General features: G+C 69.0%; 19 protein-coding genes, 2 tRNA genes and 1 pseudogene. 8 read left to right on the top strand and 14 right to left on the bottom strand.

The annotated features are described in order from the left end of the window. Positions 1 to 35: 35 nt before the first annotated feature. The gene (locus tag ACIBJH_RS10185) at positions 36 to 2,660 is read right to left on the bottom strand and encodes a valine--tRNA ligase (RefSeq protein ID WP_399116410.1); all 2,625 of its coding nucleotides are present in this window, start codon (positions 2,658 to 2,660) and stop codon (positions 36 to 38) included. A gap of 135 nt (positions 2,661 to 2,795) precedes the next feature. On the opposite strand from ACIBJH_RS10185, the gene ACIBJH_RS10180 reads away from it, so the two are divergent. Further along, positions 2,796 to 3,767: a hypothetical protein gene (locus ACIBJH_RS10180; protein ID WP_399116409.1), complete on the top strand. Its 972-nt coding sequence runs from the start codon at positions 2,796 to 2,798 to the stop codon at positions 3,765 to 3,767. 74 nt (positions 3,768 to 3,841) lie between these two features. On the opposite strand, the gene clpX is transcribed toward ACIBJH_RS10180, so the two are convergent. From clpX to ACIBJH_RS10155, 5 genes are all read right to left on the bottom strand, one after another. Continuing rightward, positions 3,842 to 5,128 (bottom strand): ATP-dependent Clp protease ATP-binding subunit ClpX, encoded by a 1,287-nt coding sequence (clpX, locus tag ACIBJH_RS10175; RefSeq protein ID WP_019065572.1) that lies wholly within the window; start codon positions 5,126 to 5,128, stop codon positions 3,842 to 3,844. A 161-nt stretch (positions 5,129 to 5,289) separates the two neighbouring features. After that, entirely contained in the window at positions 5,290 to 5,970 is a 681-nt protein-coding gene (locus tag ACIBJH_RS10170) for an ATP-dependent Clp protease proteolytic subunit (protein ID WP_315986674.1), read from the bottom strand. Positions 5,971 to 6,020: 50 nt separating this feature from the next. Beyond that, complete coding sequence (locus tag ACIBJH_RS10165) at positions 6,021 to 6,623, bottom strand: ATP-dependent Clp protease proteolytic subunit (RefSeq protein WP_399116915.1); 603 nt, start codon at positions 6,621 to 6,623, stop codon at positions 6,021 to 6,023. A gap of 249 nt (positions 6,624 to 6,872) precedes the next feature. After that, positions 6,873 to 8,246 carry a trigger factor gene (gene tig, locus ACIBJH_RS10160; RefSeq protein WP_399116408.1) on the bottom strand — a complete coding sequence of 458 codons (1,374 nt, stop codon included), beginning with the start codon at positions 8,244 to 8,246 and terminating at the stop codon, positions 6,873 to 6,875. 194 nt (positions 8,247 to 8,440) lie between these two features. Beyond that, positions 8,441 to 8,517: transfer RNA gene (locus ACIBJH_RS10155), tRNA-Pro, on the bottom strand. 175 nt (positions 8,518 to 8,692) lie between these two features. On the opposite strand from ACIBJH_RS10155, the gene ACIBJH_RS10150 reads away from it, so the two are divergent. Continuing rightward, positions 8,693 to 8,766 (top strand) — tRNA-Gly (locus tag ACIBJH_RS10150). A gap of 81 nt (positions 8,767 to 8,847) precedes the next feature. Here the strand turns inward: ACIBJH_RS10150 and ACIBJH_RS10145 are convergent. After that, positions 8,848 to 9,042 carry a hypothetical protein gene (locus ACIBJH_RS10145; protein ID WP_399116407.1) on the bottom strand — a complete coding sequence of 65 codons (195 nt, stop codon included), beginning with the start codon at positions 9,040 to 9,042 and terminating at the stop codon, positions 8,848 to 8,850. Positions 9,043 to 9,346: 304 nt separating this feature from the next. On the opposite strand from ACIBJH_RS10145, the gene ACIBJH_RS10140 reads away from it, so the two are divergent. Continuing rightward, positions 9,347 to 10,495: an acyltransferase family protein gene (locus tag ACIBJH_RS10140; RefSeq protein ID WP_399116406.1), complete on the top strand. Its 1,149-nt coding sequence runs from the start codon at positions 9,347 to 9,349 to the stop codon at positions 10,493 to 10,495. On the opposite strand, the gene ACIBJH_RS10135 is transcribed toward ACIBJH_RS10140, so the two are convergent. Further along, complete coding sequence (locus ACIBJH_RS10135) at positions 10,492 to 10,947, bottom strand: HD domain-containing protein (protein ID WP_399116405.1); 456 nt, start codon at positions 10,945 to 10,947, stop codon at positions 10,492 to 10,494. The two genes, ACIBJH_RS10140 and ACIBJH_RS10135, sit on opposite strands and share 4 nt — an antisense overlap. Continuing rightward, positions 10,944 to 12,143, bottom strand: coding sequence for a PP2C family protein-serine/threonine phosphatase (locus ACIBJH_RS10130; protein WP_399116404.1), 1,200 nt, complete (start codon positions 12,141 to 12,143; stop codon positions 10,944 to 10,946). The genes ACIBJH_RS10135 and ACIBJH_RS10130 overlap by 4 nt, the downstream gene beginning before the upstream one ends. A 162-nt stretch (positions 12,144 to 12,305) precedes the next feature. On the opposite strand from ACIBJH_RS10130, the gene ACIBJH_RS10125 reads away from it, so the two are divergent. After that, complete coding sequence (locus ACIBJH_RS10125; protein WP_399116403.1) at positions 12,306 to 13,565, top strand: GNAT family N-acetyltransferase; 1,260 nt, start codon at positions 12,306 to 12,308, stop codon at positions 13,563 to 13,565. Positions 13,566 to 13,572: 7 nt separating this feature from the next. Here the strand turns inward: ACIBJH_RS10125 and ACIBJH_RS10120 are convergent, their stop codons facing one another. Together ACIBJH_RS10120 and ACIBJH_RS10115 are read right to left on the bottom strand one after the other, a co-directional pair. Beyond that, positions 13,573 to 14,388: an Fpg/Nei family DNA glycosylase gene (locus ACIBJH_RS10120; protein WP_399116402.1), complete on the bottom strand. Its 816-nt coding sequence runs from the start codon at positions 14,386 to 14,388 to the stop codon at positions 13,573 to 13,575. A gap of 67 nt (positions 14,389 to 14,455) precedes the next feature. Beyond that, on the bottom strand, positions 14,456 to 14,941 hold the full coding sequence (locus tag ACIBJH_RS10115; RefSeq protein ID WP_399116401.1) for a ribose-5-phosphate isomerase: 486 nt from the start codon (positions 14,939 to 14,941) through the stop codon (positions 14,456 to 14,458). 180 nt (positions 14,942 to 15,121) lie between these two features. Between ACIBJH_RS10115 and ACIBJH_RS10110 the strand changes: the two genes are divergently transcribed. After that, the gene (locus ACIBJH_RS10110; RefSeq protein WP_399116400.1) at positions 15,122 to 16,558 is read left to right on the top strand and encodes an amino acid permease; all 1,437 of its coding nucleotides are present in this window, start codon (positions 15,122 to 15,124) and stop codon (positions 16,556 to 16,558) included. Between the two features lie 6 nt (positions 16,559 to 16,564). On the opposite strand, the gene ACIBJH_RS10105 is transcribed toward ACIBJH_RS10110, so the two are convergent. Next, positions 16,565 to 18,409: a serine/threonine-protein kinase gene (locus tag ACIBJH_RS10105; RefSeq protein ID WP_399116914.1), complete on the bottom strand. Its 1,845-nt coding sequence runs from the start codon at positions 18,407 to 18,409 to the stop codon at positions 16,565 to 16,567. Between the two features lie 239 nt (positions 18,410 to 18,648). Between ACIBJH_RS10105 and ACIBJH_RS10100 the strand changes: the two genes are divergently transcribed. Next, the gene (locus ACIBJH_RS10100) at positions 18,649 to 19,389 is read left to right on the top strand and encodes an LPXTG cell wall anchor domain-containing protein (RefSeq protein WP_399116399.1); all 741 of its coding nucleotides are present in this window, start codon (positions 18,649 to 18,651) and stop codon (positions 19,387 to 19,389) included. 115 nt (positions 19,390 to 19,504) lie between these two features. Continuing rightward, entirely contained in the window at positions 19,505 to 20,827 is a 1,323-nt protein-coding gene (locus tag ACIBJH_RS10095; RefSeq protein WP_399116398.1) for an FAD-binding oxidoreductase, read from the top strand. Between the two features lie 156 nt (positions 20,828 to 20,983). Here the strand turns inward: ACIBJH_RS10095 and ACIBJH_RS10090 are convergent, their stop codons facing one another. Next, the gene (locus ACIBJH_RS10090; protein ID WP_399116397.1) at positions 20,984 to 21,565 is read right to left on the bottom strand and encodes a biotin transporter BioY; all 582 of its coding nucleotides are present in this window, start codon (positions 21,563 to 21,565) and stop codon (positions 20,984 to 20,986) included. A gap of 394 nt (positions 21,566 to 21,959) precedes the next feature. On the opposite strand from ACIBJH_RS10090, the gene ACIBJH_RS10085 reads away from it, so the two are divergent. Next, a complete protein-coding gene (locus tag ACIBJH_RS10085) occupies positions 21,960 to 23,159 on the top strand; it encodes an ROK family protein (RefSeq protein WP_399116396.1) in 1,200 nt (399 codons plus the stop codon). Between the two features lie 334 nt (positions 23,160 to 23,493). On the opposite strand, the pseudogene ACIBJH_RS10080 reads toward ACIBJH_RS10085, so the two are convergent. Beyond that, positions 23,494 to 23,652: pseudogene (locus tag ACIBJH_RS10080) on the bottom strand (transposase family protein); the annotation flags it as partial.

Raw genomic sequence — 23,652 nt, 5'->3', positions numbered from 1 at the left:
CAAAGCTTCGGGTGCCTTCGCTGACGAACAGGCTCTTACGCCTCCGGCAAGCCGTCCAGCTGGGCCTTGATGCGCTCGATGTCCTCGTCGGCCTTGGTCAGGCGGCCTCGGATCTTGTCGATCACGTTGTCCGGGGCCTTGGCCAGGAACGCCTCGTTGCCGAGCTTGGCCGTTGCCTGGGCCTTCTCCTTCTCCGCGGCGGCCAAGTCCTTGGCCAGTCGCTTGCGCTCCGCCGCCACGTCGATCGTGCCGGAGAGGTCGAGGGCGACCGTGGCGCCGGCGACCGGGAGGGTGGCCGTCGCCGCGAAGGTGTCGCCCTCCGGCTGGAGGCGGAGGAGCTGGCGGATGGCGGCCTCGTGCGGGGCGAGGGCCGTGCCGGTCAGGGTGAGGCGGGCCGGGACGCGCTGGCCGGGCTGGAGGCCCTGGTCGGCGCGGAAGCGGCGGACCTCGGTGATGACCTGCTGGAGCGTCTCGATCTCGCGCTCGGCCGCCTCGTCACGGAAGCCCGAGTCCTTGGGCCAGTCCGCGACGACGATCGACTCGCCGCCCGTGAGGGTCGTCCAGAGCGTCTCCGTGACGAACGGGACGATCGGGTGCAGCAACTTCAGGGTGACGTCGAGGACTTCACCGAGAACGCGGCCGGAGACCTTCGCGGGCTCGCCGCCCGCCATGAACGTGGTCTTCGACAACTCGACGTACCAGTCGAAGACTTCGTCCCACGCGAAGTGGTAGAGCGCGTCGGAGAGCTTGGCGAACTGGAAGTCGTCGTAGAGCGCGTCGACTTGGGAGACCGTCTTGTTGAGACGGGAGAGGATCCAGCGGTCCGTCGCCGACAGCCGCTCGGCGGGCGGGAGTTCGCCCTCGATCGTCGCGCCGTTCATCAGCGCGAAGCGCGTCGCGTTCCAGATCTTGTTGGCGAAGTTCCGGGACGCCTGGACCCAGTCCTCGCCGATCGGGACGTCCGTACCGGGGTTGGCGCCGCGGGCCAGGGTGAAGCGGACGGCGTCGGAGCCGTACGCGTTCATCCAGTCCAGCGGATCGACCGCCGTGCCCGAGGACTTGGACATCTTCTTGCCGAACTGGTCGCGGACCAGACCCGTCAACGCGATGGTCTTGAAGGGGACTTCGCCGTCCATCGCGTACAGGCCGAACATCATCATCCGGGCGACCCAGAAGAAGATGATGTCGTGGCCGGTGAGCAGGACGTCCGTCGGATAGAACTTCTTGAGATCCGGGGTCTGTTCGGGCCAGCCGAGGGTCGAGAAGGGCCACAGGCCGGAGGAGAACCAGGTGTCCAGGACGTCGGAGTCCTGGGTCCAGCCCTCGCCGGTGGGCGGCTCGTCGTCGGGGCCGACGCAGACGACCTCGCCCTCCGGGCCGTACCAGACGGGAATGCGGTGGCCCCACCACAACTGCCGTGAGATGCACCAGTCGTGGAGGTTGTCGACCCAGTCGAAGTAGCGCTTCTCCATCTCCTGGGGGTGGATCTTGACGCGGCCGTCACGGACCGCGTCGCCGGCCGCCTTGGCGAGCGGGGCGACCTTGACCCACCACTGCATGGACAGTCGCGGCTCGATGGTCGTCTTGCAGCGCGAGCAGTGGCCGACGGAGTGGACGTAGGGCCGCTTCTCGGCGACGATCCGGCCGTCGGCGCGGAGCGCGGCGACGATCGCGGAACGGGCCTCGAAACGGTCCAGGCCCTCGAAGGGGCCGTGGACGGTGATGACACCGCGCTCGTCCATGACGGTCAGCGACTCCAGGTCGTGCCGCTGGCCGATGGCGAAGTCGTTCGGGTCGTGGGCCGGCGTCACCTTGACGGCGCCGGTGCCGAACTCGGGGTCGACGTGGGTGTCGGCGACGACCGGGATGGTGCGGTCGGTGAGCGGCAGCTTGATGCGCCGGCCGACGAGGTGCTTGTAGCGCTCGTCGTCGGGGTGGACGGCGACGGCGGTGTCGCCGAGCATCGTCTCGGCACGGGTCGTGGCGACGACGATGGTGTCGTCCCCCTCCCCGTACTTCATGGAGACCAACTCGCCGTCGTCGTCCTGGTACTCGACCTCGATGTCCGAGATCGCGGTGAGACAGCGCGGGCACCAGTTGATGATGCGCTCGGCGCGGTAGATCAACTCGTCGTCGTAGAGCCGCTTGAAGATGGTCTGGACGGCCTGGGAGAGGCCCTCGTCCATGGTGAAGCGCTCGCGGGTCCAGTCGACGCCGTCGCCGAGGCGGCGCATCTGGCCGAGGATCTTGCCGCCGTACTCGTCCTTCCACTGCCAGACGCGCTCGACGAACGCCTCACGGCCGAGGTCGTGGCGGGACTTGCCCTCCTTGCCCAGCTCGCGCTCGACGACGTTCTGGGTGGCGATCCCCGCGTGGTCCATGCCCGGCAGCCACAGGGACTCGAAGCCCTGCATGCGCTTACGACGGGTCAGCGCGTCCATCAGCGTGTGCTGGAAGGCGTGCCCGAGGTGCAGGCTGCCCGTGACGTTCGGCGGCGGGATGACGATCGTGTACGGCGGCTTCTCGCTCTTCGCGTCCGCCTCGAAGTAACCCCGCTCCACCCAGCGCTCGTACAGCGGCCCCTCTACGTCGGCCGGCGCGTACTGGGTCGGCAGTTCGGAGTCGGGCGCTGATGGCTGCTGCTGAGCGTTCTCGGTCACGGAGCCAGTTTAGGGGTGTCGCGGGGGTGTCCCGAAACGCGTTTGTTCTGTAACGGTGCGGCCCCCGATGCCGTGTGGTTCCTGTGACTGAGCCAGGATGTCGGGAACACATAAGTATCTGGAGGGGAACCCAGAATGAGCTACAACCAGCCGGGCCCGTACGACGGGCAGCCGCAGCAGCCCGGGCCGTACGGTCAGCCGGGTCCCTACGGTCCGCCTCCGCAGCAGGCGCCGCAGGGCGCCCCTCAGCCCGGCTACGGCTACCCCCAGCAACCGCCCGCCCAGCCCGGTTACGGCTACCCGCAGCAGCCCCCGCAGGGCGTCCCGCCGCAGCCGAACCCCTACGGGCAGCAGCCCTACGGTCAGCAACCGCCTTACGGGCAGCCGCCGTACGGCGTTCCGCAGCCCCCGGCGCCCGGTGGCGGGAAGAAGAAGACGGGGCTGATCATCGGCGCGGTGGCGGTCGTGGCCGCCGTCGCGGTCGGGGTGTACTTCGTGATCGGTGGCGGCGGCGGAAACAGCGGTGTCGCCGACGACGGGGCGCACAAGCTGACGGCTCCGGCGACGGTCCTCGACGGGACGTACAAGAAGTCCGGCAGCGCCGACTCCGAGGACTCGCTGACCAAGGACGACAAGGCCGACTTCGAGAAGTGGGGCGTGAAGAACCCGGTGGAGGTCGGCTCCGGCTACGAGAACGGCACGGGCCTGTCCCAGAAGTCCCTTTCCTTCGACGGTGTGTACGGCACGATCGACGACCCGGAGGCCGTCGTGGACGCCATGTTCGCCAAGGTCAAGACGGAGTCCGAGAAGGACAAGACCACCGAGGGCAAGATGATCGGCAGCCCGGAGAAGGTCACTCCCGCGGGCTTCTCCAACGGCATCATGAAGTGCCAGATCGCCGAGATCCAGAACACCGACACGTCGAGCACCGGTGCGGGCGCCGCGAAGACCATCAAGATGCCGATGTGCATCTGGGGCGACCACAGCACCGTCGCCGTCGTCAGCGCGTTCGGGATCGCCGAACTCGCCGCGGGCAACGGCGGCACCGTCGAGAGCACGGCGGCCCTCGCCGCGAAGCTCCGCAACGACGTCCGCGTCAAGGCCTGACACACCGCCCAACCACGAAGGGGCCCCGGTCAGTTGGACTGACCGGGGCCCCTTCACCGTAGAACGAGTTGTCGCTACGCCGTCTTCTGCTCGCCCGGGCCCCGGCCGCGCGCGTCGCGCGGGATGAGGGTCGGGTTGACGTTCGACAGGACGACGTCCGCGGTGATGACCACGCGGGCCACGTCCTTGCGGGACGGCACCTCGTACATGACGCCCTGGAGGACTTCCTCCATGATGGCGCGCAGGCCGCGCGCGCCGGTCTGGCGGAGGATGGCCTGGTCGGCGATGGCTTCGAGGGCCTCGCGCTCGAAGTCCAGCTCCACACCGTCGAGTTCGAAGAGGCGCTGGTACTGCTTCACCAGGGCGTTGCGCGGCTCGATGAGGATCTGGAGCAGGGCCTCGCGGTCCAGGTTGTGGACCGAGGTGATGACGGGGAGGCGCCCGATGAACTCGGGGATCATGCCGAACTTGACCAGGTCCTCGGGCATGACGTCCTCGAACTGGTCCTTGGACTGCAGCTCCCGCTTGGAGCGGATCGTCGCCCCGAAGCCGATGCCCTTGGCGCCGGCCCTGGACTCGATGAGCTTCTCCAGGCCCGCGAAGGCGCCGCCCACGATGAACAGGACGTTCGTCGTGTCGATCTGGATGAACTCCTGGTGGGGGTGTTTACGGCCACCCTGCGGCGGGACCGAGGCCGTCGTGCCCTCCAGGATCTTCAACAGGGCCTGCTGGACGCCCTCGCCGGAGACGTCACGGGTGATCGAGGGGTTCTCGCTCTTCCGCGCGACCTTGTCGATCTCATCGATGTAGATGATCCCGGTCTCGGCCTTCTTGACGTCGTAGTCCGCCGCCTGGATCAGCTTCAGCAGGATGTTCTCGACGTCCTCGCCGACGTAGCCCGCCTCCGTGAGCGCGGTCGCGTCGGCGATCGCGAACGGGACGTTCAGCATGCGGGCCAGGGTCTGTGCGAGGAGGGTCTTGCCCGAGCCCGTGGGGCCGAGCAGGAGGATGTTGGACTTCGCCAACTCGATGGCGTCCTCGCGGCTCTGGCCGCCGCCGTTCTCACCGGCCTGGACGCGCTTGTAGTGGTTGTACACCGCGACCGAGAGTGCCTTCTTCGCCGACTCCTGGCCGACGACGTACCCCTCAAGGAACTCGTAGATCTCGCGGGGCTTGGGGAGTTCCTCCCAGCGCACCTCGCTCGTCTCCGCGAGTTCTTCCTCGATGATCTCGTTGCAGAGGTCGATGCACTCGTCGCAGATGTACACACCGGGCCCTGCGATGAGCTTCTTGACCTGCTTCTGGCTCTTGCCGCAGAACGAGCACTTGAGCAGATCGCCGCCGTCACCGATGCGTGCCACGGTGTGCTTCCCCTTCGCCTGGGAGACGCCTAGGTCCAGCGGCTCCTGGTGCTGCCTTATGTCCGACGGTACCTTGCCGGGCCCCCCGTTCGGGCCCCCCTTGGCACGGTTCACTTCCACGTGGACCGTGCCGAGGGGTGGTGGACGATACAGGGTCCGCGTCAGCGGACGTCGGCGTTGTTCATCTTCCGGGTGGAGATGATCTGGTCGATCAGGCCGTACGCCAGGGCGTCCTCGGCCGTGAGGATCTTGTCGCGCTCGATGTCCTCGCGGATCTTTTCGAGCGGCGTGGTCGAGTGCTTGGCCAGCATGTCCTCCAGCTGGGCACGCATGCGGAGGATCTCGTTGGCCGCGATCTCCAGGTCGGAGACCTGGCCCCGGCCCGTCTCGCTGTAGGGCTGGTGGATCAGCACGCGCGCGTTCGGCAGCGCCATGCGCTTGCCCGGCGTACCGGCGGCCAGCAGGACGGCGGCGGCGGACGCGGCCTGGCCCATGCAGACGGTCTGGACGTCCGGCTTCACGAACTGCATCGTGTCGTAGATCGCGGTCAGCGCCGTGAAGGAGCCGCCGGGGCTGTTGATGTAGATCGAGATGTCGCGGTCGGGGTCCATCGACTCCAGGCACAGCAGCTGCGCCATGACGTCGTTGGCGGACGCGTCGTCGATCTGGACACCGAGGAAGATCACGCGCTCCTCGAAGAGCTTCGCGTACGGGTCGTACTCACGGACGCCCTGCGAGGTGCGCTCCACGAAGCGCGGGATCACGTAACGGGACTCGGCGGCGGGCGCCGTGTATTCGGCGCGTGCGTGGTCGTACAGGCCGTTGCCGGGGAAGTTGTTCACTGTCTCTCTCCTGGGGGCTGTGGCGGTCGGCTGGGGGCTGTCCTGGGGCCTCAGGCCCCGGTGCCGCCGCCGCCCGGCATACCTGCGGCCGTGGGCATGATGTCGTCGATGAGGCCGTACTCCTTGGCCTCGATCGGGTCGAACCAGCGGTCGCGGTCCGAGTCCTTGGTGACCTGCTCCACCGTCTGGCCGGTGTGGAAGGAGGTCAGCTCCGCCATCCGCTTCTTGGTGTGCAGCAGCCGCTCGGCGTGGATCTTGATGTCCGACGCGGAACCGGCGAGGCCGGCGGAGGGCTGGTGGATCAGGATCTCGGCGTTCGGCAGCGCGAAGCGCTTGCCGGGGGTGCCGGCGCTGAGCAGGAACTGGCCCATCGAGGCCGCCATGCCCATGGCGATGGTCACCACGTCGTTCTTGATGTACTGCATGGTGTCGTAGATCGCCATGCCCGCCGTGATCGAACCACCGGGGCTGTTGATGTACAGAAAGATGTCCTTCTCCGGGTCGGAGGCAAGGAGGAGGAGCTGTGCGGTGATCTTGTTCGCGATGTCGTCGTCGACCGCCTGGCCGAGGAAGATGATCCGCTCACCGAGCAGTCGGTTGTAGACCTGGTCGCCGAGGCCACCGAAAGAGGGCTCGCCGGCGGCTGTAGGCATCAGATTCGTCACGTATCCACCTGCTCGTCTTTACGACGGCGCCGGGCCGTCTCACGTGTACTGCCGGGGGCAACGGGGACTCCCCTGCCCTCGTATTCATGGACCCTAACGCGCGGGTCCCTTCGGAGAATCCCGCAAAGGGAACTGTTCGCTGTCAGCGCATGTACCGCGCTGGTGAGACCCCGGGTAAGGGCAGGGGCCCCGGGGTGCGATGTCCCCGGGGCCCCTGTGTGCCTTTGCGTGCCGTGCTTACGCCTCGGCGGACTCCTCGGCGGCGGCCTCGACGGTCTCGATGGCCGTCTCCGTCTCGTCCTCGTCGTCCAGGTCGACGATCTCGCCGTTGGTGTCCTTCACGGTGGCGGCCTCGACCACGACGGCCAGGGCCTTGCCGCGGGCCACCTCGCCGACCAGGAGCGGAACCTGGCCGCCCTCGACGACCGCCTGGGCGAACTGGTCGGGGGACATGCCGGAGGAGGCCGCGCGCCGCATGAGGTGCTCGGTGAGCTCCTCCTGGTTGACGTTCAGCTTCTCCTTGTTGACGAGCTCGTCGAGGACGAACTGCGTCTTGATGCCCTTGACCGCGGCTTCCTTGGTCTCGGCGTCGAACTCCTCGGCCGTCTTGCCCTGGATCTCCAGGTACTTCTCCAGGTCGAGGCCCATCTGACCGAGCTGGTGGTGCTCCAGGTTGTGCTTGCGGGTGTTGATCTCGTCCTCAAGAAGCTTCTCGGGGACGGGCACCTCGACGAGCTCCAGCAGCTTGTCCAGGACGCGCTCCTGGGCCTGCGTGGCCTGGTCGTACTGCTTCATGTTCTCAAGGCGCTTGCGGCTGTCGGCGCGCAGCTCCTCCAGAGTGTCGAACTCGGAGGCGAGCTGGGCGAACTCGTCGTCCAGCGCGGGCAGTTCGCGGGCGGCGACCTGGCTGACCTTGACGGTGACCTGGGCCTCCTGGCCGGCCGCGGAGCCGCCCTTGAGCTCGGAGGCGAAGGTGGCCTCGCCACCGGCCTCCAGGCCGGTCACGGCCTCGTCGATGCCTTCGAGGAGTTCGCCGGAGCCGATGGTGTACGAGACGCCCTCGGCGACACCGTCCTCCAGGACCTCGCCGTCGACCTTGGCCTCCAGGTCGAGGGTGACGACGTCACCGTCGACGGCGGCGCGCTCGACCGGGGAGGTCGAGGCGAAGCGCTCACGGAGCTGCTCGACGGACTTGTCGATGTCCTCTTCGCTGACCTCTACGGCGTCGACCTCGACCTCGATGCCCGAGTAGTCCGGGATCTCGATGGTCGGGCGGATGTCGACCTCGGCGGTGAAGTTCAGCGTCTCGCCGTCCTTCAGCTCCGTGATGTCGACCTCGGGCTGGCCGAGCGGGTTGAGCTCCGCCTCGTTGACCGCCTCGGTGTAGAACTTCGGGAGCGCGTCGTTGACCGCCTCCTCCAGCACCGCACCGCGGCCGAACCGCTGGTCGATGACGCGCGCCGGGATCTTGCCCTTCCGGAAGCCCTTCACCGTGACCTGCTGGTTGATCTTCTTGTACGCCGCGTCGAGGCTGTCCTTGAGCTCCTCGAAGGGCACCTCGATGCTGAGCCGAACCCGGGTCGGGTTCAGGGTCTCCACGGCGCTCTTCACGGTTCGGTCTCCTTGGGGGCTGACTTCTTGGGTTGCGGACCCAGACAGGTCCGGCGGTTTCTGGTCGCCCGGAGGACTTCAGAGTGTGAGAGACACACGGGCGCGCAGCTTGCATAGTAGCCGCAGCGGCTGGACGCCCCAAAAGGCGATCGCGCGAGGTACTGGTGTGGTACCGGTCCCGGAGGTCCGGCACGTGGTCGGGGTGGCGGGATTTGAACCCACGGCCTTCCGCTCCCAAAGCGGACGCGCTACCAAGCTGCGCCACACCCCGTCTGGTGCGACACGTAGGGTACATGGCCGCAGGCAGTGGAGCCGCCGCATTTCACGAGCGCGGGGTGCGGGGCGAGCCGAAGGGCGGGGCACGGAAAAGGCGGTGTGCGCCGAGGGCACCCGACCCGCTACGATGCTTTCTGTGCCGCGGTCGTCTGACCTGCGGCGCGTCATGTGCGGGCGTAGCTCAATGGTAGAGCACTAGTCTTCCAAACTAGCTACGCGGGTTCGATTCCCGTCGCCCGCTCCATGCATCTCAGGGCCAGGTCGGAGGGTTGTTCCTCTCACCTGGCCCTGAGTCGTTCCCGGGGTTCGGTCCCCGGGGAACGGCTCAGAAGTTGATCTGGTTGATCGTCTCGGCTATCGAGTTCAGGAACCGGTTGATGGACGGTGCCATGCCGGTCGAGGCGAGGAAGAAGCCGAAGAGGATGGCGACTATGGCTGGGCCCGCCTTGATCGATCCCCCTCGGATCAACACCACCAGGATGATCGCCAACAGCAGCACCACAGACAGTGAAATGGCCACAACTGATCACACCCTCGGTCGGTCCGCTCTCCCGGCCCGGGGACGCGACCCCGCGCACCCCGCCAGAACCATCGTGCCACCAACCCGGCCCACCTATGCGGCGGGTGACGCATCGTTGGTCGCAAAGGTTCGGAAGAGAAGCGTTCGCCGCCAGTTCGAATTATTGGCAGCAGCACACGAACAGGCGTTCCCGACATGGCTTTTTGCGGTTTTTGTTCGGGATGAATCATGACATCTGAGAAACTTTTCGGACGCGCGTCCGATGGTTTCACTGATTCCCACGGGCAACGCTAGGGTGCCTCAGATGTTCCACGCTCCCACGCCCTCCGGCCAGAACGAACAGAGCAAAAAGAACGAACAGACCGAACAGACCGAACGGCGCGAACAGGCCAGACCCCGCGACCCGTTCTTCGACAACGCGAAGTACCTGGCGATCCTGCTGGTCGCCATCGGGCACTCCTGGGAGCCCCTCAAGGGCGACAACAGGGTGCTTCAGGGCCTGTACATGGTCGTGTACAGCTTCCACATGCCGGCCTTCATCATCATCTCCGGCTACTTCTCCCGGAGTTTCGACCTCCGCCCCGACCGCCTGAAGCGGCTCATCACCGGCGTCGCGGTGCCGTACGTCGTCTTCGAGATCGCCTACTCGCTCTTCAGCCGGTACGCGAACGACGACCCGCACCAGAAGATCACCCTCCTCGACCCGCTGTATCTCACCTGGTTCCTCTGCGCGTTGTTCATCTGGCGGCTGACCACCCCGATCTGGAAACTGGTCCGCCACCCGCTGCCGTTCGCGCTCGGCATCGCCATGCTCGCCTCCTGCACCCCGGACATGACCGACGACTTCGATCTGCAGCGGCTGGCGCAGTTCCTGCCGTACTTCGTGCTCGGTCTGGTGCTCAGGCCCGAGCACTTCCAGTGGGTGCGCCGGCGTGCGGTGCGCGTGCTGTCGGTGCCGGTGTTCGCCGGTGCCGTGCTGTTCGGCTGGTGGGCGGTGCCGCGGATGAACGCCGGCTGGTTCTACCACCACGACTCCGCGCAGGAGTTCGGCGCGCCCTGGTGGGCGGGGCCGGTGATGATGCTCCTGATGTTCGGCTGCTCGCTGCTGCTGACGGCCGGCTTCTACTCCTGGGTGCCGAGCCGGACGACATGGTTCACGACGCTCGGCGCGGGCACGCTCTACGGCTACCTGCTGCACGGCTTCCTGATCAAGGGCGCCGGTTACGCGGGCCTGTTCCACCACACCTGGCTGCACCGGCCGTACGGTGTGCTCCTCGTGAGCGCCCTCGCGGCCACCGCCGTCACCCTGCTGTGCACCCCGCCCGTACGACGGGTGTTCCGCTTCGCGGTCGAGCCGCGCATGGAGTGGGCGTTCCGGCGCGACGCGGCCGAACTGGCCCGGGATCGCACGCAGTTCGCGCAGCCTGTCGTGCGCGAGAAGGTCAACGCCTAGTCGGAGACGCCCAGTCCGAGAAGTGCGCGCATCCGTGCGTACTTCTCGGTCAGTCGTGCGCGGGTCGGCTCGTCGAGGACGGCGAGGCGGGCCGGGTCCGCGTTGTGGGCCAGGTCCGCTTTCTTGACGAGGAGCGCGCCGGGGGTCGCCAGCACGCGCCCGGCGTACGCCTCCGGGGTCTCCCCCGCCCGCTTGGTGACCGCGAGCACGATGTCCTTCGTACGACGGCTCAACTCGGCCTCGCGCAGCCACCGTTCGGTGAGCGCGTCGTCCTCCACGGAGTCGTGCAGCCAGGCCGCCGCGATCTGTTCCGCGTCCCCGCCCCGCACCCGCACGCCCTCGGCCACGGCCCTGAGGTGCTCGGCGTAGGGGCGGCCCGCCTTGTCGGTCTGGCCCTCGTGCGCGGCGCGGGCGAGGGCCTCCACCTCGGCGAGGGTCAGCGGCTCGCTCACCGGGACAGCCCCTGTGCGGACGCCGAGGCCGACGCCGTAGGACCCTCGCGGCAGACCAGCAGCAGGGCACGGTCGTCGTTGACGTCCTTGGCGACCGCCTCGATGAGGTGCCAGGCGGCGCCGTGGAAGCCGCCGGCGACATAGCGGTCGGCCTCGCCGGTGAGGCGGTCGATGCCCTCGACGATGTCCCGGTCGGAGGTCTCGACCAGGCCGTCCGTGAACAGCATCAGCACGTCCCCGGGGCGCAGCGAGCCCTTCACCGGGTCGAACTGGGCGCCGTCGTAGACCCCCAGCAGTGGTCCTTCCGCCGCCTTCTCCTCCCAGCGGCCGCTGCCCGCGCTGAGCTGGAGGCCCGGCGGGTGACCCGCGGAGAAGAGTTCGTAGTCGCCGGAGTCGAGGTCCAGGACGAGGTGGATCGAGGTCGCGAAGCCCTCGTCCCAGTCCTGGCGGAGGAGATAGCCGTTGGCGGCGGGCAGGAAGGCGTGCGGGGGCAGCGAGCCGAGCAGGCCGCCGAAGGCGCCGGAGAGGAGCAGGGCGCGGGAGCCGGCGTCCATGCCCTTGCCGGAGACGTCCGTGAGGACGACCTCCATGGTCCGACCACCGTTCGTACGGGCCGCGACGACGAAGTCCCCCGAGAAGGACTGACCGCCCGCCGGGCGCAGCGCCATCTCCCGGTGCCAGCCCTGCGGCAGTTGCGGCAGCTTGCTCTGCACCCGGATGCGTTCGCGCAGGTCGAAGAGCATGGTGCCGCCGCGCCGCCAGGGCACGCCGACGCGGCTGCGGAACTGGGCGATCAGCAGCCCGAAGAAGCCGCACGCGGCCACCACGAGCACCACGCCGGGGGTCACGCTCGCCGGGCCCTCGGTGTACGGGCCGAGCTTCACCGACTCCACGATCAGACCGGTGGCCGCCGCCGCGTACAGGCCGAGCAGGCTCGCGGGGCGCAGCAGCAGGCCGCCCGCGACGATCGGCAGGACCAGCGCGGCCGGTGAGAACCACACCGCGTTGGCGAGGGTCATGGCCGCGATCACCGGGATCGTGATCAGCAGTCCGGCCAGCGCGACCCAGTCCGAGCCGTCCCCGCGGAAGTAGTCGACAGCACTTCTGCGCAGGCCGGTGCGGACCCGGTGAACCAGCTTCCTCAACCGGGCCATGAACGTGTCGGCCTCCGCGCGCCGCTCTCGTCCTGCTGCCATTAGTTCGGGACCCTATCCATCCGACCAGCCGCTTGGCACGGGAGGTCCCACTTGTCCCCCCTGCGAGGTTCAACTTCACAGTGAACTTCACCAGAAGCCTCTGTGCGGCCACCCGGCGGAAATTCCCTGGCTCGCCCCGCGATGCGCTGATAGGCATGGTCCATGGGGACAGATGCGAGAGACACGCGGGCCGACCGGACCGAGCTGCGGGTGCTGCGGCGGGACGAGTGGAACACCTGGTACGACACCCTGATCACCGCGTTCGGTGGGACTCCGGAGGCGCCCGAGGAGCGTGAGCTGTGGGACGGGCTCACCGAGGTCGACCGCTCCCTCGGCATCTGGGACGGCGACGCGTGCGTGGGGACCGCGGGCGCCTTCAGCTTCCGGATCACGGTTCCCGGCGGCGCCTCCGTGCCGGTCGCGGGCGTCACGATGGTCAGCGTGGCCGCCACCCACCGGCGCCGCGGCCTCCTGACGTCCATGATGCGGCGGCAGTTGGACGACGTACGGTCCTGGGGCGAGCCGCTGGCCGTGCTGACGGCCTCCGAGCCCGAGATCTACGGCCGGTTCGGGTACGGCATCGCCACGCTGCGCGGGAGTGCCGAGATCGACACCGCCCGGGTACGGCTGACGGTGCCGCCGGGCACGGACGACGTACGGCTGCGCTACGCCGAACCCGGCGCCGTACGCGAACAGTGCGAGGCGGTGTACGCGCGGCAGGTGGCCGGGCGGCCCGGGATGCTCGCGCGGCGGCCCGGGTGGGAGAACCTGCCGCTGCTGGACCCGGAGAGCGAGCGGCAGGGCGCGTCACCGCTGCAGTGCGTGGTCGCCGAGCGCGAGGGTGAAGTCGTGGGCTACACGCGGTACTTCGTCAAGTCCGATTGGGACGCCGCCGGGCCGAAGGGCGAGATCCGGCTGCGCGATCTGGAGGCGCTGGACCCGGCGGCGTACGCGGCCCTGTGGCGGTTCCTCTTCGGCGTCGACCTGACGTCGAAGCTGTCGCTGCGCAGTCGTCCCGTCGACGACTCCTGGCAGCATCTCGTCTCCGACCTGCACCGGTGCGGCCTGCGGCAGGCGGACTCGCTGCACGTACGGCTGGTGGAGCTGGGGGCCGCACTGGAGGCGCGCACGTATCAGACGCCCGTGGACGTCGTGTTCGAGGTCGAGGACGTCTTCTGCCCCTGGAACGAGGGGCGTTGGCGGCTCACCGGCGACGCGAAGGGCGCGTCCTGCAAGCGGACCGAGGAACCGGCCGATCTCGCCCTGTCCGTACGGGAGTTGGGGTCCGCGTATCTCGGCGGGTTCTCCCTCGCGTCGCTCGCGGGGGCCGGCCGGGTGCGGGAGCTGCGGGCGGGTGCGCTCGCGGAGGCGTCACTGGCGTTCGGGTCGGCGGTCGCGCCCTGGCTGCCGCACGGGTTCTAGAACCGCCTTACCGCTTCTGGCAGTTGGGGCACCAGAAGAGGTTGCGGGCGGCGAGGTCGGCGGTGCGGATCTCGCCGCCGCAGATGTGGCAGGGCAGGTTGGCGCGGCGGTAGACGTAGACCTCGCCGCCGTGGTCGTCGACGCGCGGCGGGCGGCCCATCGCCTCGGGGGTGTGTTCGGGGCGGACGGTGTCGATGCGGTTGTTGCGGACGCCCTCGCGCATCAGATCGACGAGGTCGGCCCAGATCGCGTCCCACTCGGCGGGGGTGATGTCCTTGCCCGCGCGGTACGGGTCGATGCCGTGCCGGAAGAGGACCTCGGCGCGGTAGACGTTGCCGACGCCGGCGATGACCTTCTGGTCCATGAGCAGGGCCGCGACGGTCGTACGGCTGCGGGCGACACGTCGGTACGCCGCGCTCGGGTCGGTGTCCGCCGGCGGGCGCAGGGGGTCGGGGCCGAGGCGGTCGTGTATCGCCCGCTTCTCGGTGTCCGTGATCAGGGCGCAGGTGGTGGGGCCGCGGAGATCGACGTACGACGTGTCGTTGGCGAGGCGCAGGCGGACGGTGTCCGTGGGCGGGGGCGCGGGGGCGTCGCCGAAGTTCACCTTGCCGAACAGCCCCAGGTGGATGTGGATCCAGTCGGCGTCCCGGAAACCGAGGAACAGGTGCTTGCCGTGGGCTTCGGTGCGGGTGAGTTCCGTACGGTCGAGCAGCGCGGCGGAGTCTGCGAACTTGCCCTGGGGACTCGTCACTTGTGCGGGTCGGCCACCGAACCGACTGCCGTAGTCCAGCGCAAGCCGATGAATCGTGTGCCCCTCTGGCACTACCGCAATTCCTTTCCCACCCGCCCACCCGCCTCGGTCACTCGACGGGTGGGCCTCGAAAAACCTGCTACTGCTGCGGGTGGTGCGCCGGGATCTCCGGCAGCTCACCCGTCGTCTCGTACGTCGTCAGCATGTCGATGCGACGAATGTGCCGCGGGTCCTCGGAGAACGGCGTCGACACGAACGTCTCCACGAACTTCGTCGCCTCGTCCCGCGAGTGCATCCGCGCACCGACCGCGACGACGTTCGCGTTGTTGTGCTGCCGGCCGAGCGACGCGGTCTCCTCGCTCCAGGCGAGGGCCGCCCGCACGCCCTTGACCTTGTTCGCCGCGATCTGCTCGCCGTTGCCGGAGCCGCCGATCACGATGCCGAGGGCCTCGGGGTCGGCGGCCGTGCGCTCGGCGGCGCGGAGGCAGAAGGGCGGGTAGTCGTCCTGTGCGTCGAAGATGTGCGGTCCGCAGTCGACGGGCTCATGACCCGCCTCCTTCAGCCACTCGACGAGGTGGTTCTTGAGTTCGAAGCCCGCATGGTCGGAGCCGAGATACACGCGCATGGGTCGAGTGTGACATGCCTGTTTCCGGGAAGCAGCTCCGGGGCCCGGCCCGGTTAAAACCGGGAAACACCTCGGAACCTCAAGGAAACCTCAAGTAACGATCAGGAATCAAAGGTTCACTAATTACTTTGCCTCCGATTCACTGGACCATCTTGCAAACGGCGCAAAGGAATTCCCCCCATGACTGCCCCCAAGACTGATGGTTCCGGCCTCCAGGCGGGCCTCAAGAACCGGCATCTGTCGATGATCGCGATCGGTGGCGTCATCGGCGCCGGTCTGTTCGTCGGGTCCAGCTCCGGCATCGCGACCGCGGGCCCCGGCATCCTGCTCTCCTACGCTCTCGTCGGCACGCTCGTGGTGCTGGTGATGCGCATGCTCGGTGAGATGTCGGCCGCGAACCCCACGTCCGGCTCGTTCTCCGCGCACGCCGACCGCGCGCTCGGCCGCTGGGCCGGCTTCTCGATCGGCTGGCTGTACTGGTTCTTCTGGGTCGTCGTACTCGCCGTCGAGGCGACCGCCGGCGCCAAGATCCTCGAAGGGTGGATCCCCGCCGTACCGCAGTGGGGCTGGGCCCTGATCGTGATGGTGGTGCTGACCGCGACGAACCTCGTATCGGTGGGCTCCTACGGCGAGTTCGAGTTCTGGTTCGCCGGGATCAAGGTCGTGGCGATCGGCGCGTTCATCGTCGTCGGCGCGCTCGCGGTCTTCGGCGTACTGCCCGGCGCCCACACCGACAAGGCGGGCCTCGGCAACCTCACCGACCACGGCGGCTTCCTGCCGAACGGCCCCGGCGCGATCCTCACCGGCGTCCTGCTCGTCGTCTTCTCCTTCATGGGCAGCGAGATCGCCACCCTGGCCGCCGGCGAGTCCGAGGACCCGCAGCGCGCGGTCACCAAGTCGACCAACAGCATCATCTGGCGCATCGGCGTCTTCTATCTCGGCTCGATCCTCGTCGTCGTCTGTCTGCTCCCCTGGAACGACCCGTCGATCAAGGAGCAGGGCTCCTACGTCGCCGCCCTCGACTCCCTCGGTATCGCGCACGCGGGCCAGATCATGAACTTCATCGTGCTGACCTCGGTGCTGTCCTGCCTCAACTCCGGCCTCTACACGGCCTCCCGCATGGCGTTCTCGCTCGGCGGCCGTGGCGACGCGCCGGCCGCGTTCGCCCGGACGACCTCCCGCGGCGTACCGATGGCGGCGATCGTCGCGTCGGTCGTCTTCGGGTTCGTCGCCGTCTTCTTCAACTACGCCTTCCCGGACACCGTGTTCCTCTTCCTGGTCAACTCCTCCGGCGCGGTCGCCCTGTTCGTGTGGCTGGTGATCTGCGCGTCCCAGCTCCGTATGCGCCGGATCATCGAGCGCGAGTCGCCGGAGAAGCTCGTCGTACGGATGTGGCTGTACCCGTATCTGACCTGGGCGACGATCGCCCTGATCGTGTTCGTCCTCGGCTACATGCTCACCGACACCAAGGGCGAGAGCAGCGGCCGTACGACCGTCCTGCTGTCGCTGCTGGTCGCGCTGGCCGTGGTGGCGGTCTCGGTGATCAAGGAGCGGGTGCGGGGCGAGCGGGCAGTCTCGGTCGCCGACACGGACACGGACAAGGTGTCCGTGGGATAAGGGAGTTCACAGCACGACGAAGCTGTTCTTGACCCTGTCGTAGGTCTTCAGGGCCTGCGTTTCCACGTCCGGCCGGTACCAGGTGTTGATCTGGTACGACTTCCCGTCCGCGTCGAAGCCGAGCAGCCGGGCGTGCCAGGGGACGCCCTTGAGGGTGAACGTGTACTCCCAGACCACCGCCGGGTACCCGCGGAACGTCGTACTGACGAGGCGGATCTTCCGGTAGTCCTGCCCCTGGTGGGCGTTCCGCTCCGAGGCCTCCCAGGTCTGCATGAGGTCACCTCGGGCGAGGGAGGACTTGCCCACCAGCTCCTGGCCGCCGTCCGGGGACGTGTAGTGGACCTCGGCCCCCGTCTTCAGATCCCGCCGCCAGCCGGCGGGCGTCGCCCACGCGAACCCGCCGGCCTCCTGGTGCGTACCCGGGGGCAGGCTCGGGGGGCGGGAGGTGCCTTCGACGGTGGGAGAGGGAGAGGCGGAGGGGGAGGGGGAGGGGGAGGTGGAGGCGGACGAGGAAGCGGACGGTGTCGACGACGCGGTGGTCGACCCCGCCGATGCCTTCGACGCCGGACCCGCTGCCGTGTCGTCGGAGGAGCCGTTCCCGTTCACGAGGATCGCCGCGACCACCGCGCCCACCACGGCCACGGCCACGGCGGCGATCAGTCCGATACGGCGGTGGGTGCGGGAGTGGGGGCGGGTGGTGACCGGCTGCGCGGGGCCGGGCAGCCGGGCGGGGTGGGGGCCCAGATCCGGGCGGGGGCTGCGGGCGGGTCGCGGTGGTGCCGGGCGTTCCAGGCGTTCGGGGCGTGCAAGGGAGACGCCGGCCGCCGCCGGACGCTGGGTCGGTATCGGGTCCTCGACGGGCGTGACGGGATCGGGGTGGGGTTCGGGGTGGGGGTGGGGTTCGGGATCCGGATCCGGATCCGGATCCGGATCCGGATCCGGATCCGGATCCGGATCCGGATCCGGATCGTGCACTCGGGGATCGCGTGCCGCCCTGACCACCAACGGCTCCAGGAAGACCGGAGTGGGTGACTCCTCGTAGGCCTCGGGCGGCCTCTCCACCAACTCCGTTTCCACCGAACCCAGTTCCTCGGCCTCCGTCGGGAACGCGACCGACCTCAACGCCTCCCCCACCTCCTCCAACCCCGGCCGGACCGACGGCTCCTTCTCCAGCAGTGCGGCCAGCACCTCCCGCAACGGGCCCGCCGTGGGCGGGAGTTCGGGCTCCTCGTAGAGCACCGCGTGCAGGGTCGCGAGGGTGGTGTCGCGGGAGAACGGGGAGCGGCCGCCGAGGGCCGCGCAGAGAGTCGCGCCCAGTGACCAGACGTCCGAGGGCGGTCCCTGCGGGCGGCCCGAGATCCGCTCGGGTGCCATGTAGTCGGGCGAGCCGACGAGCATGCCGACCATGGTGAGCGCCTTGGCGTCCTGGATCGCGGCGATACCGAAGTCGGTGAGCACGACGCGTTGCGCACGGCTCTCGACCAGTACGTTGCCGGGTTTGATGTCCCGGTGCAGGACGCCTCCCGCGTGTACCTGCCGTAGCGCCGCCACCAGTCCCAGCCCGATGCGGGCGGCCTCGCGCGGGCCGATCGGGCCGTCCTCCGCCATGATCCGCTCCAGCGAGCGGCCGGCCACCAACTCCATGACGATCCACAGGCGTTCGCCCTCGTCCACGACGTCGTAGACCCGTACGACGTTGGGATGGTCGATCCGGGCGGTGGCCCTGGCCTCGCGCAGGGTGCGTTCGCGGCGGGTGCGGGTGTCCTCCGGGTCGAGGCCGTCGATGCGCATCTCCTTGACCGCGACCTGCCGGTCGAGCATTTCGTCGGCGGCCCGCCACACCCGCCCCATTCCCCCCTGCCCGATGCTTTCGACCAGTCGATAACGTCCGGTCACCAATAGCCCCGGAGTTCCGCCGTTCCTCAAATTTCCCGTATTCCCCGTATTCCCCGGCAATCCGCTGCACCCCCACAATGGTCACACTTCATGCCGTACCAGCATAGTGCGGAGAAATCTTGTGGTACCTCTTCAAGTACTGCGAATTCAGGCGCAGTCCCAGGGGGACACAGGGGAACGCAAGGGGGACGAACATGAGTTCTCGTCGCGCGACGACCATCGCGACGGCCATCACAGGATCGCTGCTCACGGCATCTTTCTCGGCGGTGATGATCCTTTCCTTCGCCGCCACGGCGGACGACCAGGGACCGGGAAGCAGCAAAGGCGGAAAGGCGATGGACGCGGCACCGGCGGGTGTGAAACTGACCACGCTCCTGCCGGAGAGGATTTCTGTCGACAACAGTTCGAAAAAGACGGCGATCACCGCCACGGTGAAGAACGAGGGGACCAAGGGGAGCGGCGAGCTCAATCTCCTGGTCGTCGGTTTCGACGGCCTCAAGGTCAATGGCGTGCAGGGGTGTTCGGCGGTCGCCGAGAAGGATCTGCCGCCCGGTTCGAACAGCGGATTCACCTGCCCCGTCGGCACGCTCGCCGCGGGGAAGTCGAAGTCGTACGCCGTCGACGCGACGTACGACCTGGGCAAGGCCGGGAAGATCTGTCTGCCGGTGATGTCCGCCGACGGCAAGAAGACGTTCTGGCAGCAGGGCCCGGTCCCGTTCGGTACGACGAACCCGTCGCCGAACGCTCCGGCCACCCCGTTGCTGCTCGGCACCGACAACAAGCCGGTGGCGCCGGGCGGCGACACCCTGCCCAAGACCGGCGTCGGCAGTGACGTGCTGCCGCTGGGCGCGGCCGGTGCGGCACTGATCGCGGCGGGGGCGGCGGGCCTGTACTGGTCGCAGCGACCGCCGAGGCGGCAGATCCAGCGGGGCTGAGCAGAGCCCGGACAAGGGAGGGCCGGGTCGCGGGAGCACCCAGCCCTTCCTGTTGGTCCCGCTCGCGCCGGAAAGCCTGACGGCACATGTCGGGTCATGGAGCCAGCATGACCGCATGAGCCAGCCCACACAGCCCCTCACCCTCCACCCCACCGACCCCGGCTACGACGACGAACTCGCCGGTTTCCAGACCGGGTTCGCCCAGCGCCCCGCCGTGGTCTTCGGCGCGGCCTCGGCCGACGACGTGATCGCCGCCGTGCGGTACGCGGCCGGCGCGGGGCTGCCGGTCGGGGTGCAGGTCACCGGGCACGGGCTGCCGGGTGGTTCCGAGGGCGGGGTGCTGATCACCACGCGACGGATGGACGGGGTGCGGGTCGATGCGGAAACGCGGACCGTGCGTGTCCAGGCGGGCGTGCGGTGGGGACAGGTCGTCGCGGCCGGCGAGCCGTACGGGCTGGCGCCGTTGAACGGGTCGTCGCCGGGCGTGGGTGCCGTGTCGTACACGCTGAGCGGTGGACTCGGCATCCTGGCAAGGGAGTTCGGGTACGCGGCCGACCATGTGCGCTCGCTCGACGTCGTCACCGCCGACGGCCGACTCCGGCGGGTGACCCGAGAGTCGGAGCCCGAGCTGTACTGGGCGCTGCTCGGTGCCGGGCATTCCTTCGGTGTCGTCACGGAGTTGGAGATCGGTCTCGTCCCCGTCCGGACGCTCTACGGCGGTTCGCTCGCGTTCGACGGGCGGGAGGTGGATCCCACGGCCCTGTTGCGGGCGTACGAGGAGTGGACGCGGACCGTGCCGGACGGGCTGACCTCGTCCTTCGCCGCCGTACCGTATCCGGACATCCCGGCGCTGCCGCCACACCTGCGCGGACGGTACGTCCTCTCCGTGCGGGTCGCGTACACGGGCACCGACGGCGATCAACTCGTCGCCCCGTTGCGGGAGTCGGGGCCGCTGCTCGCGGACTCGTTGCGGGAGATGCCGTACGCCGAGAGTCACACGATCCACAGTGATCCGCCGGACCCGCACGCGTACTTCGGCGACAGCGCGGTGCTGAGTGAGCTGGAGGTCGCGCGGGTGGGTGAGGTGCTGGCCCTCGTCGGGCCGGACGCGCCCGGCATGTGTGTCGTCCAGGTCAATCATCTCGGCGGGGCCCTCGCGAAGTCCGCGCCGAACTCGGTGCCGTACCGCGAAGGGCGTTTCCTGGTACGGCTGTTGGCGGTCGGTGACCGGGCGACCGCCCGTGCCCGGCTCGATCCGGCCTTCGCGCTGCTCGCGCCCGTGACGCTCGGCCGGGCGCTCACCTTCGCGTTCGGGGCCGGGGATCGGACCGAGGGGCTGTACGACACGGAGACGCGGAAGAGGCTCGCCGCGTTGAAGTCGGAGTACGACCCGGCGAACCTCTTCCGGAGGAACTACGGCCCTACCGCTGCTTGTTGACGAAGTTCCACGCGGTCGGGATGGCGCCCAGCGGCAAGGGCGCACTGAGGGCGTCGGCGTCCTCCGCTGCCTTGCAGTCGGACGCACACCGGACCCCGCTCTCCGGCGCTGATCAGACGCCGATGCTTTCCTGCGACCTGCTCCGCCGGACAGGCCCTACCGCTGCTTGTTGACGAACTTCCACGCGGTCGGAGTCGCGCCCATCGCCAGGGCCGCCTTCAGGGCGTCGCCGAGGAGGAAGGGGGTGAGGCCGGCGGCGATCGCGGCGCTCGTCGACAGGTCGAGGCTGACCGCGAGGTACGGGACGCCGACGGCGTAGATGATCGCCTCGCCCAGGATCATCGTGCCCGCCATGCGCAGGACCGAGCGGTCGGCGCCGCGGCGGGCCAGGGCGCCGACGGCGGCGGAGGCGAGGAACATGCCGACGATGTAGCCGAAGGAGGCGCCGCTGCCGTGGGTGCCGCCGGCGAACCACGGCACGCCGGCCAGGCCGAGCAGCGCGTACAGCGCGAGCGCGAGGAAGCCGCGGCCGGCACCCAGGGAGGTGCCGACGAGGAGCGCGGCGAAGGTCTGGCCGGTGACCGGGACCGGGGAGCCCGGCACGGGCACGGAGAGCTGGGCGGCGAGGCCGGTGAGCGCGGCGCCGCCGAGCACGAGGGCGATGTCCCGGACGCGGGAGGCGGGCAGCAGGTCGGCGAGGACCTGTCCGGGGCGGGCGGTGGCGACGGCGGTACTCAAGGGGAACTCCGCAGGTTGACGGGGGTACGGCGGGGACTCCGTGACGCTATCCCAGGGTCCTTCGGCCGATCACCGTCAGCGCTCGACAAAGGCTTCGGCGCGGACTTGGTGGGCTCCGCACAAAGGATGCCCATTACACGCGCTCGGGGGTGATGCCTGTCACGCGCACCCCGTGCCGTCTCGCACACCGGTCACCGTCTGGGCAGCGGTGCACCGTTTTGCTAGCTTCGACCGCATGGTTGCCCAGGCCCGGAACTTCGCGTCGCGTCGCTATGTCGACCTGCGACGCCAGGCCGCGGCGACCTGTTACCGCCCCTGAGGCGGGCGGAGCGGATCCGGTGCGCCTCGACATCCACACGGCGCACTGTCGGACCCGTTCCCGAGGAAGATCCCCATGCCCCATAACGCGGCACCTCTTCTCCGCTCCCCCGTACCCCGCGCCGCCGACAGCGACCGGCGGCGCACCAACGCGAGTGTCATCCTGCGGTCCGTGCTGGAGCACGGGCCGGTGGCCCGCTCGACCATCGCCCGGCTGACCGGGCTGTCCCCCGCGTCGGTGACCGACTACTGCGCCCACTTCGCCGGACTCGGCCTGATCCACGAGTCGGCCACACCCGAACGGTCGGGAGGTGTGGGCCGGCCCCATGTGCCGGTCGACCTGGACGACTCACGGTTCATCGTGGGCGGGGTCCATGTGGCCGTGCCCTATACGACCGTCGCGCTGCTCGATCTGCGCGGGCGGGTGGTGGCCGAGCGGCGCATCGGACACGACACCACCGACCCCGCACGTGTGCTGGCGCGGGCCGCCGAAGGGCTGGACGCCCTGCTCACGGACGCGTCCGGTGCCATCGCGCTCGGTGTCGGTGTGGCCGCCGGCGGCTGGGTCGACCGGGACTCCGGGGCCATCGTCGACCACCCCCTGCTCGGCTGGCGGGACGTGCCGGTGCGTGAGATCCTCGGCGCCCGCACCGGGCTCCCGGTCCATGTGGACGGCCACGCAAGGGCGTTGGTGAACGGGGAGCGCCTCTTCGGGCGGGCCCGCGGCAGCCGTAGCGTGCTGCATCTCTTCGTCGGCAATGTGGTCGACGCGGCCTTCGCCACCAACGACGAGGTGCACCATGGGCCGCGCTCGCAGGCGGGTGCGATCGCCCATCTGCCGTTGCGCGGCGGCACCGAGCCGTGCGACTGCGGCCGGGTCGGCTGCCTCCAAGTGGAGCTGAGCGAACGGACGTTGTGCCGGAAAGCCCGGGAAGCGGGGATCGTCGACGGGGTGAACCCGACCCATGTCGTGGTCGCGGCCGAACGCGGAAACCCTGTCGCCGTACGGCTGTTGACGCAGCGGGCGCGGATGACCGGGCGGGCTGCCGGGCTGCTGCTCGACATCCTCAACCCGGAGACGGTGGTCGTCACCGAACTCGGCGTCATCCACCGGGAGGACTGCCTGCGCGCGCTGCGCGAGGAGGTCGGTGACGCGCGGGCGTCGGCCGTCGTGCCCACGAGTTTCCCGGATTCCGTACTGGCCGTGGCGGGCGGTTCGGTGATGCTGGACGTGCTGTTCCGGGATCCTTTGAGTGTTTCACAGGCGACTATTTAATTCAGAAACTCGGAATGTTGACAGGAGGCGCTCATGACCGAGAACATCCTGTTCATGAGCCTGCAGATGAGTTGTCGCACTTCTTGTTGCTGACCCGTTGACGCGCCCCTGGCGCCGGTCTCATCCTGCCCGCATTTCATTCTCCGGCTTTCCCCTGCCGTGAATCCCGCACGCATTCCCGCGTTCCCGCGACTTTTGATCAGGGAGTACTCCCATGCCCAATTCCCGTGCGCCCGGCCTCGACCGGCGGCTCTTCCTCACCTCCGTGCTCGGTGCCGCCGCGGGCATCGCCGGTCTCAGCGGCTGCGCCACGAGCAGTGAGCCTTTTCCAACCTCAGCTCGTTGCGTGGTGAAGGACGAGGACGGCCTTCACCATGTCGGTGATGCGGTTGGTGCTTCAGCGGAGCTTTCGGAGCAGTCGCCAGCCTTTTAGGGTGGCCATGGCCTGCTCGCCGAGGCACCGGATCTTGGCGTGGCTGCTGTTGTGCCGACG

It is taken from the genome of Streptomyces sp. NPDC050548 (genome assembly GCF_044457385.1).
Taxonomy (GTDB): domain Bacteria; phylum Actinomycetota; class Actinomycetes; order Streptomycetales; family Streptomycetaceae; genus Streptomyces.
Note: the sequence above shows the minus strand (reverse complement) of the source record. Positions and strands in the feature narration are given on the sequence as shown.

Coding starts and splice junctions, on each gene's coding strand:
- ACIBJH_RS10100 (WP_399116399.1), top strand. CDS start 18,649: ATGAGTTCTCGTCGCGCGACGACCATCGCGACGGCCATCACAGGATCG.
- ACIBJH_RS10180 (WP_399116409.1), top strand. CDS start 2,796: ATGAGCTACAACCAGCCGGGCCCGTACGACGGGCAGCCGCAGCAGCCC.
- ACIBJH_RS10125 (WP_399116403.1), top strand. CDS start 12,306: ATGGGGACAGATGCGAGAGACACGCGGGCCGACCGGACCGAGCTGCGG.
- ACIBJH_RS10110 (WP_399116400.1), top strand. CDS start 15,122: ATGACTGCCCCCAAGACTGATGGTTCCGGCCTCCAGGCGGGCCTCAAG.
- ACIBJH_RS10130 (WP_399116404.1), bottom strand. CDS start 12,143: ATGGCAGCAGGACGAGAGCGGCGCGCGGAGGCCGACACGTTCATGGCC.
- ACIBJH_RS10085 (WP_399116396.1), top strand. CDS start 21,960: ATGCCCCATAACGCGGCACCTCTTCTCCGCTCCCCCGTACCCCGCGCC.
- ACIBJH_RS10115 (WP_399116401.1), bottom strand. CDS start 14,941: ATGCGCGTGTATCTCGGCTCCGACCATGCGGGCTTCGAACTCAAGAAC.
- ACIBJH_RS10165 (WP_399116915.1), bottom strand. CDS start 6,623: ATGCCTACAGCCGCCGGCGAGCCCTCTTTCGGTGGCCTCGGCGACCAG.
- ACIBJH_RS10105 (WP_399116914.1), bottom strand. CDS start 18,409: ATGGGGCGGGTGTGGCGGGCCGCCGACGAAATGCTCGACCGGCAGGTC.
- ACIBJH_RS10095 (WP_399116398.1), top strand. CDS start 19,505: ATGAGCCAGCCCACACAGCCCCTCACCCTCCACCCCACCGACCCCGGC.
- ACIBJH_RS10140 (WP_399116406.1), top strand. CDS start 9,347: ATGTTCCACGCTCCCACGCCCTCCGGCCAGAACGAACAGAGCAAAAAG.